The sequence below is a fragment of the Pedobacter polysacchareus genome, assembly GCF_019802255.1.
Lineage (GTDB): Bacteria > Bacteroidota > Bacteroidia > Sphingobacteriales > Sphingobacteriaceae > Pedobacter > Pedobacter polysacchareus.
In genome coordinates, this window is the sequence record NZ_JAHYSS010000002.1 from 316,077 (window position 1) to 329,735 (window position 13,659).

Genomic DNA, 13,659 nt, shown 5'->3' on the forward strand with positions numbered 1-13,659 from the left:
GTGAGTGGTAAAATCATTTTGTTTACGGAGCTAAATTAAGTAATAATTATAGTAATCAACAAACAATCAGGACGATTATATGTAGATAAATTATATTTAACCACTGGAGCTGTATTTTTATATAGCTTTGAATAATTTGACCAAAAACTGAACATATATGAAGCTGGTATCCTACAAAACAGAAGACAGAGAACACTTGGGTGTTTTTGTAAATGGACATATTTATAACCTGAATTCTTGCGACAAGCTGTTGCCAGATGAGATGAACGCTTTCCTGCAAGGTGGCGTGGACCTGATGGATCGTGCTAAAAAAGTAGATGCACAGATCAAATCTGGCGAAATCGAACCTAAAGAAGAAGCTTTCTTTGAATTATTAGCGCCAGTACCACACCCAACTTCCTGCAGAGACGGTTATGCTTTTCGTCAGCATGTAGCTGCCGCACGTAGAAACCGTAATGTAGAAATGATCGCGGAATTCGATCAATATCCTGTTTTCTATTTTACCAATCATAATGCCATTCAGGGTCCTGGCGATATTAAGTGTATGCCAGATCATTTTGAAAAACTGGATTTTGAGCTGGAAGTCGCCATCGTGATTGGCACTAAAGGGCGCAATATTCCTGCAGCAGAAGCTGATCGCTATATTGCTGGTTATATGGTGATGAATGATATGAGTGCAAGAACCCTGCAAATGGAAGAAATGCTCCTCAATTTAGGCCCTGCAAAAGGAAAAGATTTCTCTACTGTAATTGGCCCTTGGCTGGTGACCCCAGATGAACTGGAAGAATATTTGACACCAGCAAAACCTGGTCATACTGGAAATGCCTATAACCTCGAAATGACCTGTACCGTTAATGGTGTGCAGGTATCTGCCGGAAATATGGCCGATATGGACTGGACATTTGCCGAAATCATTGAACGCTGCGCCTATGGTGTAGATCTGTTACCAGGGGATGTGATCGGTTCTGGAACTGTGGGCACAGGATGCTTCCTGGAATTAAATGGCACCGGATTGTTAAATAACCCTGATTTTAAACCTCAATGGCTGCAGGAAGGTGATGTGGTGGAGATGGAAATCACCGGCCTTGGACACCTGAGCAATAGCATTATAAAAGAAGACAGCAGCTTTTCTATCTTTGCTTTTAAAAAGAAATAATTAAAATCTCCGGTAAAATGCGAAAACACTGGTTACTCCCGCTAAAATTCATCCTTCTCTTTTTTAAACTATATTTAGACCCTAACTTTGACCTTAAACAAGCTCAAAAACCGCTATGCTGACGATCGATGTAACCAAACTTTCCCCTGTTCAATTACAAAACTACCTGCAATATGCCATTGCACCCAGACCCATCTGTTTTGCAAGTACCATTGATGAGGAAGGGCACATCAACCTGAGTCCTTTTAGCTTTTTCAATATGTTCAGTACCAATCCGCCTTTATGCATCTTCTCTCCATCGAGAAGAGTGAGGGATGGCAGTAACAAACACACGCTGGAAAATGTTTTGGAGGTGAAAGAATGTGTGATCAATATCGTCAACTATCCGATGGTACAGCAAATGAGCTTAGCGAGTACAGATTACGGGAAAGGCGTGAACGAGTTTGAAAAAGCAGGTTTTACGATGCTGCCTTCTTTGCTGGTAAAGCCGCCAAGAGTGGCAGAAGCACCCGTACAAATGGAATGTATCGTTAAAGAAGTGATTCATTTGGGCGATCTGCCAGGTGCTGGTAACCTGATCCTGGCAGAAATAAAAATGATCCACATTCAGGAGAATATTTTAGATGCAGATGGGAAGATAGATCAGGAAAAAATAGACTTAGTGGCCCGTTTGGGCGGCGATTGGTATTGCCGGGTGACACCAGAAAGTTTGTTTAAAGTAGCTAAACCCTTAACCACACTGGGTATTGGCGTAGATGCCTTACCGAAGGCTGTAAGAAATTCTTATGTACTTTCCGGCAATGACCTCGGAAGATTAGGGAATATAGAACAGCTCCCTTCTGCCGATGATATTGATGAAATGCAGCGCAACAGCCAGGTGAAAGAAGTGTTAGATGCCACCATTGGTGATGCGACAAATCGCGAGCGGGAACTTCATGAATTGGCGAAACAGTTCCTCAATGAAGGAAAAGTAATGGATGCATTGAAAGTGGTGCTGTTATAAAATGCTCACTACTTTCATGAAGCGTTTCTTATAGAAACCTTCGTTTAAGCTTGTAATAGTGACTCCTTTTGCGCTTCCAGAAGAAGAATGGATGAATTTAATCTCATCACCATCTACTTCAGAAATAATTCCTACATGGCCTACACGACGAACGCGGCTATTGGTACCAGTAAAGACGATGACGTCTCCAACCTGGGCATCAGCAAGCTTTTTATCGTGGCCTTTTGTGGCGAAATCCCGGGAAGAACGCGGTGCGTTCACGCCAAAATTCTTAAACACATAGTTCACAAATCCGGAGCAGTCAAAACCTATTTTAGGATTGCTGGACGCATATCGGTAACGCGTACCAATCATAGACTTAGCAAAAGATAAAAGATTGCTCGGTTGAAATTTGCTGGCAGGAAGTGCCGGCAGGTGTTCCATTAGTTTGAAAACCACATCCTGATAAGGAATCGGTGACAGCCCTTGCGACTTTGCAGCAAAGGTACTCATGGAAAGAAACAGGACAATTAGGATGCTTTTCTTCATAGGGATTGGGCTAAAGATATATAAAAAATCTTTAGCCAAAAGTAATGTTGATAACTAATTGATTAAGGGGTGGTTACTGCTACGGGGATCACTTTTCCATTAAAAAACTTATGCCCGGTCTTCGCAAAGTCAGCCACATATTTACCCATTTCAAAAGCCATAACCGGCGATTGATAGCCTGGGAAAGCCTGTTCTAACATTTCTGTTTGTGCAGAACCTAAGGCCAGACAGTTTACTTTAATGCCAGTTTCTGCCAATTCAAAAGCCAGACACTCCGTTAAAGTATGTAAAGCAGATTTGCTGGAAGAATAAGCAGCAAGGCCAGGAAACTTTACGCTGCCCTGAAAACCACCCATACTGCCTATATTTACAATATGACTGCCTGCGGTCATCAGCGGCAGTAAATTCTGGATCATATTGAAATGACCCAATACATTGCTTTCAAACATCTGGTATAAATCCTCTTTACTGGTTTCCAGAAAAGGTTTTTTGATCAGTGATCCTGCGTTGTTGATTAAAATATCTACGGTACCCAGCCTTTCTTCCAAAAAGGGAAGTAACACGGCATAGTCGTCATTTACAATGTCAAATTCCACCGGAAGTAATACACAATCAGGATTGATGCTCCTGGCAATTTCCAATAGCTTGCGCAGCTTGTCGGCCGAACGGGCAATACATACAATTTTGTTTGCTTTGTAGTTGGAAAACTCTAAAGCAGCTTCAAAACCAATCCCACTGCTCGCACCTGTTAATACTATATTCATTTAATCTATTTTCTGTGCTAATTAATCTTCTTCTGTAATCAATTGGCTCACCGGATTTTCAATCACATGTAAACCATCGGTAATTAATTTATGGTGATCCGGTTCATTTGCTGCTTTCAGCTCCAGATAAATACGCACTTCTTTTTCCAGTTCAGGATCCAGATTCTTGTGGTAAAGGATCTCCAGGATCTCTAAAGAAGCCAACCAATCGGAACGGTGTGCTGTCTTTAAAGTCTCAAATAAAGCAACTACCCGCTCATAATTTCTTTTGTCTTCGCGAATGCTGCGGATTTCTTTATAAATCGCATGCAGCTGCTGTGTTTTTTCGTCGTAAGTTACCTTATGCGTTGCTTTATCACTGATATGTGTGATTTCTTCGTAAGCATCTTTATCGGCAGCCCCATTAAATACGGAAACAATTTTCTCTCCGACAGCCATATCATAAGTGCCCCATTCCGGTTGGAAAAGCACGTTTCCGTTGCCTTCTTTTACCGTACAGTCTTCAAACACCATCAGGATATTTTTGCCATTGTGCTGTATGATTTTCTTCAATAAACCGTTCAGGTGAATGCCGCCATCAAAATTCAATTCGGCTCTGCTGCCTTCAGTAATTCCTTGTTCTGCCAGTTCTGACAAGCTCAGGTCTTCCAGGATTAAGCCATTTAAGCGGCCAACAGGGGAAGAGAATCCATCTTTATGGTAAAACTTACCATGACCTTCCAATTGCTTTGAATCTACTGCTAATGCAGAAGGCCCCGTTGTTTTAATGAAAGTCAGCTCATCAGCAGCATTTAAACCCATATCTGTAAAGATCCCGGTTACCTGTAATCCAGAGCTATAAACTGCTGTGGCTGGGTTTTTACACTCAATGGCTTTCACAATACTTTCCGTACCACCGCGTCTGAATGCCATGGTATCAGCAAACTGCTCTAAAACATCGATCAGGTTTTGGAAGTTCTCCGTTACAAATAGCTGTGGCTGCGGTTTGGTAATGTCGTAAGAGTAATTGATCGTATCAATGTTGTACCAGATTTTCTTCACTTCTTCTTTCATACAGCTGGAACTTTCGCCAATTGAAGAAAGTAAACCTGCACCGTATATTTTCGGGTTTTCTAAGGTACCGATCAAGCCGTACTCGACAGTCCACCAGTGTAAACGACCCAATAGAGCCATTTCAGAAGGTTCGCCCATATTTTCAGCGACCGCTTGTAAATGTTTTTCTGCCTTGGCAATTTCCTGTTCCGGCGTATTTGCCGACTCTTTTAAAATACTGAGGTGGCGAATGGCTTCATAAAGCTCAAAATCTTTTGAAGAAAACATGGCTTTTGCACCAATAGAGCCAAAATAGCTCAGGTAATTGTTGTAATCGGTATCTGCAATAATTGGGGCATGGCCTGCCGACTCATGGATGATATCCGGAGCTGGCGTATATTCAATATGGTTAATCTGACGTATATCTGCTGCAATCACCAATACCCGGTAAGCCTGGTATTCCATGAAAGCTGCAGGAGGAATAAACCCATCTACAGTAACGGCACCCCAGCCAATTTTACCAAGGTTATCGTTCATGGTCTGCAAGTTCGGGATGTGTTCAATACTTAAACCCGCACGCTGCAAACCTTTAATATAGGGATAATAGGCCACTTGTTTCAGATAGCTGTAGTTTTGACGCATCACATAGCGCCAAACTGCCTGATCAATTGGCGTATATTTTTCATAATGCTGCTCTACAATAAATTGCCTTAAATGCTTTGGAAGCTTAGCTACTCGTGGATTGTTAAAGTCATTAAAATCACTCATTACCTATATGGTTTATCTGAAGGCCAATATAAGAAAATCTATTTCTTCTCCTAAACAAAATACGCCTTGATTTGCGAAAAATAACGGAAACAAGACATTCCAGCGCTAAGGTTATCCTTATTTCTTGACTTTAAAAGAAAAGTGCTTTTGGGAGAAATAACTAAAAATAGCGAGTAAAAAGGAAATGATGACCTTGGAAATGGTAGGGTAAAATCCAAAGGACTCTATCAATACTTTTAATAAAGCATAGCTGATCAAAATATTGGTGGCCACCACAGAGCCATATCTGAACAATTGGATCCTGCCTTTTAGGGTGGATTTCGTGAAAACCAGGTACTTGTTTAGCGTAAAACCGATGATAAAAGTAATCACTGTTTCTATAGCAAAGGCCGCAATAGGGGCAGTAATCAGCTTCGGTAGGAAAGGAAGGTTCAAATGAACATCCTGCTGTTTCAGGATCCAGTTGTAAACAATATAATAAATGACAATGCCCGCTGCGGTGGTGGAACCCCCGGAAGCGATGTACCTAAACGTGTGCAGGGAAATGTATTTGGAAAAAGGAGGATAGAAAAAGTCTATGAGCTTTAACAAAGCTTTGCGCATACTTACTATTTATAGGTTAACTGGTTTGCGATCATTCTGTTGTTATACTGCTGCCTGAAGGCTTTTAACTTCTTTTCCATAGCGGCGGCAACATCCGGTTCCTCTGCTAAAATATTGTGCTGACTCAATCGGTCTTTTTTAAGGTTATACAGTGCGATGTTGTCTTTACCGTCATTTACCAGGTAATAATCACCCCAGTAAAAATTAAAAGAGCCATCGTTATTGCTCACCACAAAGTTATCAGTTTTCTCATCAAAAGCATCAAAGCCAAAAGAGAAGTAAGGCTTGTCGTAATGCAGGTAATTTAATACAGTAGGCATAATGTCCATCTGCTGAGCCAGTTTATCTGACATCCCTTTTAAAGAGCCATCCGGGCGATAAAAAATGATTGGAATGGAATAATAACCTGTGGTATTCTGGTATTCCTGGTGATAAGATACCGTGGCATGATCGGCACAAAGCACAAACAGCGTGTTTTTGAACCATGGCATGGTAGATGCGGTTTTAAAGAAATTACGCAAAGCCATATCGGTATAACCCAGCGGTTCTTGTACTGGAAGTGGTCCTTTCGGGAATTTACCTACGTATTCTTCCGGAACACGGAAGGGGTGGTGGGAAGATAAGGTGAACATACTGGCAAAGAAAGGTTGTTTTAAGGTATTGATGGTTTTTGCGGTAAACTGTAAAAACGGATCATCCCATATACCCCAGGTGCCATCAGAATCACCAGTCTTCTGGTATTCATTCTGTCCGAAATATTTCTTTACACCAGCAAGATGAGTATAAGAAGAGAAGCCCATAGAGCCATTGGGTGCCCCATGGAAAAAGGCGGTTTCATAACCTTCATCACCCAGTATTTTCGCAATACTGGTAGTTTTGTTGCTGGAATAAATCGACAATACAAAAGGCTCATTGATGGTCGGGATTCCGGTAATTACCGAAGGAAGGGCATCAATAGATTTTCTGCCGTTCGCATAGCTGTGTTTAAAAGTATAACTCTCGCCAACCAGGGAATCCAGGAATGGCGTATATCCTTTGTATTTACCCCCGTCTAGGTCTTTATTGAGGCTGCCAATATGTTCTTTCCCCAGACTTTCCACGATGATCACCATGACATTTAACTTGTTAAAGTTGCCCGTGTCTTTTGGTAAGTGAATGGGATTGTATATCGAATTTAAAGTTTGCTCGTCATAGTAATTGAGTGGTTTCAGTTTAGAAGCTTTTAAGGTTCTGAAAATTGCAAAAGGCGTATTCAGCACCAGGCTCATCTGATCTGGGGTGTCCACAAATTCACCGGCATTGCTTAAGGTAATCGGTCTGGTTCCAAAACCCCATCCACCGCGTACACCAGTGATGCACATTAGCGCAGTCAGGAATAACAAGACCGTGTGTAAAGTATAGACTGGCCAGGTAAAACGGGCCGTTTTTTTCACTTTTACCAGTTCATACAATTTAACGAACAGCCATACCAATACGGCTAAAATGATCAATAAATACCAATAATCTTTTAAGAAATCACCGAAGAGTTTCAACTTATTCTGCTCATTGCTGAACTGGCTGAAAACTGTTGCAGTAGTTCTTTTAAGCGTAAACTTATAGTAAACAAAATCAATCAGGTTGGCTATAATCCCTAAGCTGTTGGTGATGATAAACCACCATTTGAAAAACTTTTGATACCCTTCATTATAGCGTAAAGGAAATGGAATCAGATGGGCAAGGAGATAGATCGAATTGATATATATTAAGGCAGAAATATCAAATTTTAGTCCACCCCAAAGGATGTACAGGTACTTAGCGAAAGTGATGTTTTGGAAGAGATCATGATTGAAAAGATAAAATCCGATTCTACATAAAGTATATATTAGTAATAAGATCAGAAATCGATAAGCCAGCGCCAGATAGAGGTGAAGGCCTGTAGTGTCTTTTATTTTCAAAGTTTTGAATATTTGTTCCAAAGCTAAGTATTGATAATGATTTATTAATGTTAAATTAATCAAAAGGGCTATCTCCTGATGGGAGACAGCCCTTTTTGATCATTGTTAGCTATTTCTCTATCGTATCATGCTCTAGGAAAAATAGATGTCTTTAAAGTTCAGCGTTTTTGTCGTATCGATCCTTCTGTTGAAACGTTCTGGTTTGATTTCATTTAAGGTATCAAAACCACAAGCTTCCATCAGCTCGATTGTAGCATGAACTGTATTTTTATGGAAGTTGGCCACGCGATGTTTTTTATCAGTCACGTCAATTCCTTTAAATAAGCTTTTATCTTGCGTAGCGATACCTACCGGGCATTTACCACTGTCGCATTTCAAGGCCTGAATACAACCCAAGGCCATCATCATTCCTCTGGCACTATAACAGGCATCTGCACCTAAGGCTACTACACGCATGATGTCGAAACCGGTGATGATCTTTCCTGAAGCCAGGATTTTAATGTCTTTTCTTAATCCGTATTTTTTCAGGGTGATGTTTACAAAGGCAAGCGCATCTAGTAAAGGCATCCCTACGTAATCTGTATATTCTAGCGGCGCTGCACCCGTTCCACCTTCTGCACCGTCAATGGTAATGAAATCCGGAGAGATCTTAGTGGAGATCATCGCCTCACAGATGTCGATAAATTCCTCTTTACTACCGATACACAATTTAAAACCAATCGGTTTACCACCAGAAAGTTCACGCATCTGCTGGATAAACTGCATTAATCCGCTGGCATCGGAGAAAGTGCTGTGTGCTGGAGGCGAAAGAATTGTTGTTCCTGCAACCACATTTCTGATTTCCGCAATCTCTGGGGTATTTTTGGCTGCTGGTAAAATACCACCATGACCAGGTTTTGCACCCTGGGACAATTTCAGCTCAATCATTTTCACGTATTCTCTTTTCGAGTTCTTTTGAAACAACGCGGCATCAAATTTACCTTCTGCATCTCTACAGCCGAAATAACCTGTTCCTACCTGCCAGATCAGGTCGCCACCACCTTTAACGTGGTAAGGACTGATTCCACCTTCGCCGGTATTGTGGGCAAATTTATTCAGGTTGGCACCATTGCTCAGCGATTGGATTGCCGTTTTACTCAATGCACCAAAACTCATCGCACCGATATTCAGGATACTTAAATCGTAAGGCTGCGTACAAACGGAACCTCCAACTTTTACCCTCAGGTCCATATTGGAAATCTTTTTAGGGTAAATACTGTGTGATACCCATTCATATCCTTCCTCATAAGGGTCCACCTGCATCCCGAAGGCTACAGTTTCACGCTCATTTTTTGCCCTTTGGTAAACAATAGAGCGCTGGCGACGGTTGAAAGGTTTTCCATCCAATTCCGATTCAAAGAAATACTGACGCATTTCTGGTCTGATGGATTCAAAGAAATAACGCAAACGGCCAATTACCGGATAATTCCGGAGCACAGCATGCTTAGACTGAAAGCGGTCGTAGGCCAGGGCCGTAATCAGGATAACGGGCAACGCAATTAATAAATGGAAAGCGGATTTTTGATAAAACGCATTCACGATTAAAGCGATAATGCCTAATAAGGCGATCCAAAGAAATACTGTTCCAAGTATGGAACGAAATCCTTTTTGTTTCATAAGGTGGTGATAAATAAAAGTAGATGAACATCTCGAAAGGGATAACGATTTTTGAATCTTATGCCTTCAAAATGAGTTTAAAAAATAATTTTTCGAATAGAAGAGGCCCCTGAATCGAGAATCTTATGGAGAAGGACTCGGGGCTAAGAGAATAAAATCTCTGGAGGTACTCTGGAAAACAAAGCCAAAGGCGTAGTTCTCCCGCTCATATCGCGCAAAGCGCCTATATGCGGTGTTATACTTATCCTCAGTCGTTTTCATTGGCGCAAATCTCGGCACCTTTTTGCTCAATTCAAAGGATTTCAACGTTATTTAATTGTAAATATTAATCTGGAAGGGATACAAAGTCGATCACTGCACAGTAACGGTAACGCGGATGGGGCTGAATGCTCAGTCCAACGGTGTTCAGCTCGGAGGATGTATTGAGGATGAGTTTTCGGTGGCCAAGGTCGGGCACACCCTTGTCTAGCAGTAACATACAGATGTTTTCCAGGCCTGAACTAAAGCCGAAAGCAATACATTCGCCATTGGATTTTTTAGGATATACCGTACTGACGCGCTGATTTAATGTGCGTCCATCTCTAGAAGTATGTCCAGCATAATTGTTTCTGTTTAAGTCTTTTGCATGAGCTCTCGCGATGTTTGTGAGTGCCTGATCGGGCCAAAACACGGGTAAATTCTTAATTTCCTGCAAGTCCCTGCGCAAACTGCGGTAATAACTGTCATTTCTATTCACTTTTAATTCCGCATAATTCCCATATTGCTGCATCCTGGTATTGTAAGCATCTACAAAATCCTGGAAGTAGGTGTCAAAAAATCTGGCGCCATCCATTCTGACCAGGTTCATATAAATCACCATGTCTTTCTCTTCCGCAGTCAGGTAGCTGGCATTGCCCGCTGTATTGGCCATTTTTAGTTCTTCTCTGGTCCAGCTGTCATCTGGCGACTGTGCTTTTAATTGCGGACTAAACGTGGTAAATGGGAGGGTGAATAGGAGCGCAAGGGCAAAAATCTTCATCTTATCTTTCTTTATTCAAGAACCTATGATCATTCAATAGTTCCTTTTTGCTGCATTAACGCAAAACACAGGCCATTTGATATGGCTGGCGTGATTTTTCTGCTGGAATCATCCTGCTGCTAAAATTTTTACACCTAATTTAACTAGGAGTTAATGATGGTTTTCGGTGTATTTACCCTTGAAATTCTTCTGTCTTCCTTTCGTTGCTGTTTTGCTTTTCTTTTGCTCCGGCAAAAGCTGAGAAAAAGAAAAGCAAAACAATAGCAAAACAATAGCAAAACAGATAGCGTCCGAAACCCGGATAATATAGTCTCCATACCCGGATATTTTGAGGGTAATTTCTGACTTTGTTCAGGGAGGTTTTCAAATTGGCCCGTAAAATATTTCCATTTTTATAGCATTAAGCCTGGAAATTTTTATTTCTAATTATCGGTGTAATGTTTCTTTTTTATATATGAATCAAGGTGAGGACTGAGGATGTATTTATTAAAAAACAGTAGGATCATTGGAAGCTTCGTCAGAAAGGGTACGTCAGAAAACAAAAAAGAGCGGTCTTTTCAGACCACTCTTTTTGTAATTCTATTTTAGTACCAATTACCTTGTACACTGATATTTTTCTTTAGAACTTGTAGCTCAAAGTGGCTAAAAATTGTCTTGGAGGAATTGGGTTCACACTGTAATTCTCATGTACAAAGTAGTTCAACTCATTAGTGATGTTGGCTATTTTGGTCAATAAGGAAAGTTTTTTCCATTGGTAACCTGCAGAAAGATCAAATGTGGTGAAAGCTTTCAAAGGAATAATTCCTGTAGAAGTTCCAGATTTGTTGGTGTTTCTTCCACCGTTACGGTCGCCTGTATAATAAGCGGAAGCACCTAATTTTAATCCTTTAAGGCCGCCATTCTGGATAGTGTAGAAAAGGGAACCGTTAGCTGTGTTTTTAGTAGTTCCGACTAAACGCTCACCTTCCACTATACCACCTGTTACGACTTTATTATCTGGAGTCTTAGATTCCTCACGAGTATGGGTATAACGCATATAGTTATAGCTATAGCCAGCAAGGAAATTTAACCCTTCAACAATGGTTCCGGTAATGTCTAATTCAACACCATCACTGGCAGTTTTACCAGTAAACTCTTTCAAATTCGTATCACCGTTTACTGCACCATCTGGCCTAAACTCAGCGGTTTGTGCGAATTTGCTATTGATAATTCTATAAACAGTTAAGTTGGCTGTTAATCTGCCACTAAGAAAATCATTTTTAACACCCGCTTCATACTGATCAATAATCGATGGATCCATAGGTGCATTTGTATTGACATCTAAACCAGCATTTGAAGTGAAATTATTTGCGTAACTCACATAAAATGAAGTGGTTTTGAACGGTTCATAAATGAAACCTAATTTAGGAGAAAAAGCACTTTCAGTTTTTGTTTTTTCAATGCCATTTGCAACAAGTGTTTGTACCCCTGTGTCATAAGTGAATGCTTTAGATCTTGGTGTTCTCTGATAAGTGTAACGAAGTCCTGCCAATACTTTAAATTGATCAGTTAAGGCAATTAAGTCCTGAACAAATCCACCCATTCTATAAATTGGGGTTTTAGTGTCAGAAATTGCTGAAGTTTCCGGCATATTAAAGTTAGAAGGGATGTTGAAACTAGAAGGATCCAGAATATTTACTGTATCATAATATTTTGCGCCTTTCGCATCTTTCAGCAGGTTAGGATCAGAAAACCCATAGGCTTTAGTAATCGACTGATCTGCATCAGCTCCTACTAATAAAGTATGTGCGATACCAGCAGTTTTAAAAGCGCCGGATAAGTTGATTTGTTGATTATAAGTTTCTTCTTCTGTTTTAGAACGAGTTAATGCACGGTTCCATGAACCATTTGCTAATGCAGCAGGACGTTCAGAAGAGAAGTAATTTCTAGTATAAGATTGAAGAGAAGCCACTACATTTAATTTCCAGTTGTCGTTAAACTTATGAGTAATGTTGGCTTGGGCAGTAGTGGTATTGGTTTTATTGTATGCCCAGCTGGTATTTAAAAACATGTGTCTGCTGATGTTTGCAGGCAATTGGTTACCAACGGTTCCTACACCAAAGTCTGGTGTGAAATCACTTTTCAAGTAATCTCCTTGTAAGAGGATTTCTGTTTTATCACTTACTTTATATAACAAGGAAGGGTTCACATAAACTCGGTTAGAAGTTACATGATCTCTGTAACTGCCAGCATCCTCGTAGGTACCAATTACTCGGAAAGCAAGATCTTTGGTAATTGGACCATAAACATCAGCCGTAGGCTTGTATAAATCATAACTACCTGCACGCATAGAAACTTCACCACCGTAGTTGAACTGTGGTTTTTTAGTCACCATGTTGACTACAGCACCACCAGAAACACCACCATATAATAAAGCAGCACTACCTTTTAAGACTTCAACGGATTCTAGTGTACTGGTTTCAGGCATTCCGCCAGTAGTGGTACGTGCGCCATTTTTGAACACATTATTGGTACCTAAAGCATAACCACGGGCGTAAAAAGTTTCACCACTTACACCACCACGATTAGCACCAAAAGCAACACCATTTACATTTTTCAACACATCGCTGAGTCTGCTTGCTTGTTGGTCAGTTATGGTTTGGCTATTGATAATTTGTACTGCCTGAGGAAGGTCTCTTACAGGGATGGATACTTTGCCCAGGCTCACTGGCTTTAGGTTCGGGCTCACATTAGCCGCGATGATTACTTCATTCAGCTCCGATGAGGTTTCGTTAAGTGTGAAGTATAGTTTTGTATCCTGCCCTTCAATAACAGTTGCCGTTTGGGTTTGTACTTCTAAGCCGATATAAGAGGTTTTTATCGTGTATTTTCCAGATTTCAGGTGGCTGAAAACAAATGTACCATCTTCATTAGTGAGGGTTTTTCTGTTGTTTTCTACAATCTGCACATTCACATAAGCAGCAGGTTTACCATCACTTGTACTTACTTTTCCGCTGATTGTACCTCTTACTGGTGCCGAAGCCAGCTGAGCAAAAGTGGTATTGGTTAATGAAATAAGCAGCGCAAGGCTAAATAATATGTAAAGTTTCTTCATGAGCTTTATTTAGATTAATTCTAACGTGGCGCAAATGTACTGGCTGATGAGGAGAACTGCAAATTTATTTAGAATTAAAACAAATAAGGTTTTAGCCTTTAGA

Annotated in this window: 10 protein-coding genes; 2 read left to right on the forward strand and 8 right to left on the reverse strand. The window is 40.6% G+C overall.

Annotated features, from left to right (window positions below; all coding sequences use genetic code 11):
* Nucleotides 1-157 precede the first annotated feature (157 nt).
* Nucleotides 158-1,156, forward strand: a complete 999-nt coding sequence (locus K7X70_RS05220) for a fumarylacetoacetate hydrolase family protein (protein ID WP_222536063.1) — start codon at nt 158-160, stop codon at nt 1,154-1,156.
* Nucleotides 1,157-1,271: 115 nt separating this feature from the next.
* The gene (locus tag K7X70_RS05225; RefSeq protein ID WP_222536064.1) at nt 1,272-2,159 is read left to right on the forward strand and encodes a flavin reductase family protein; all 888 of its coding nucleotides are present in this window, start codon (nt 1,272-1,274) and stop codon (nt 2,157-2,159) included.
* On the opposite strand, the gene K7X70_RS05230 is transcribed toward K7X70_RS05225, so the two are convergent.
* From K7X70_RS05230 to K7X70_RS05265, 8 genes are all read right to left on the reverse strand, one after another.
* Nucleotides 2,154-2,687, reverse strand: a complete 534-nt coding sequence (locus K7X70_RS05230; protein ID WP_222536065.1) for a C40 family peptidase — start codon at nt 2,685-2,687, stop codon at nt 2,154-2,156. The two genes, K7X70_RS05225 and K7X70_RS05230, sit on opposite strands and share 6 nt — an antisense overlap.
* Nucleotides 2,688-2,749: 62 nt before the next feature.
* On the reverse strand, nt 2,750-3,451 hold the full coding sequence (locus tag K7X70_RS05235; protein WP_222536066.1) for an SDR family NAD(P)-dependent oxidoreductase: 702 nt from the start codon (nt 3,449-3,451) through the stop codon (nt 2,750-2,752).
* Between the two features lie 21 nt (nt 3,452-3,472).
* Nucleotides 3,473-5,251, reverse strand: coding sequence for an aromatic amino acid hydroxylase (locus K7X70_RS05240; protein ID WP_222536067.1), 1,779 nt, complete (start codon nt 5,249-5,251; stop codon nt 3,473-3,475).
* Nucleotides 5,252-5,368: 117 nt separating this feature from the next.
* Nucleotides 5,369-5,854 carry a GtrA family protein gene (locus tag K7X70_RS05245; RefSeq protein WP_222536068.1) on the reverse strand — a complete coding sequence of 162 codons (486 nt, stop codon included), beginning with the start codon at nt 5,852-5,854 and terminating at the stop codon, nt 5,369-5,371.
* Nucleotides 5,855-5,859: 5 nt separating this feature from the next.
* Nucleotides 5,860-7,788 (reverse strand): LTA synthase family protein, encoded by a 1,929-nt coding sequence (locus K7X70_RS05250; protein WP_222536069.1) that lies wholly within the window; start codon nt 7,786-7,788, stop codon nt 5,860-5,862.
* A gap of 132 nt (nt 7,789-7,920) precedes the next feature.
* The gene (locus tag K7X70_RS05255) at nt 7,921-9,444 is read right to left on the reverse strand and encodes an FMN-binding glutamate synthase family protein (RefSeq protein WP_222536070.1); all 1,524 of its coding nucleotides are present in this window, start codon (nt 9,442-9,444) and stop codon (nt 7,921-7,923) included.
* 325 nt (nt 9,445-9,769) lie between these two features.
* Nucleotides 9,770-10,462 carry a CAP domain-containing protein gene (locus K7X70_RS05260; RefSeq protein ID WP_222536071.1) on the reverse strand — a complete coding sequence of 231 codons (693 nt, stop codon included), beginning with the start codon at nt 10,460-10,462 and terminating at the stop codon, nt 9,770-9,772.
* A gap of 619 nt (nt 10,463-11,081) precedes the next feature.
* Entirely contained in the window at nt 11,082-13,556 is a 2,475-nt protein-coding gene (locus K7X70_RS05265; protein ID WP_222536072.1) for a TonB-dependent receptor, read from the reverse strand.
* Nucleotides 13,557-13,659: the final 103 nt, after the last annotated feature.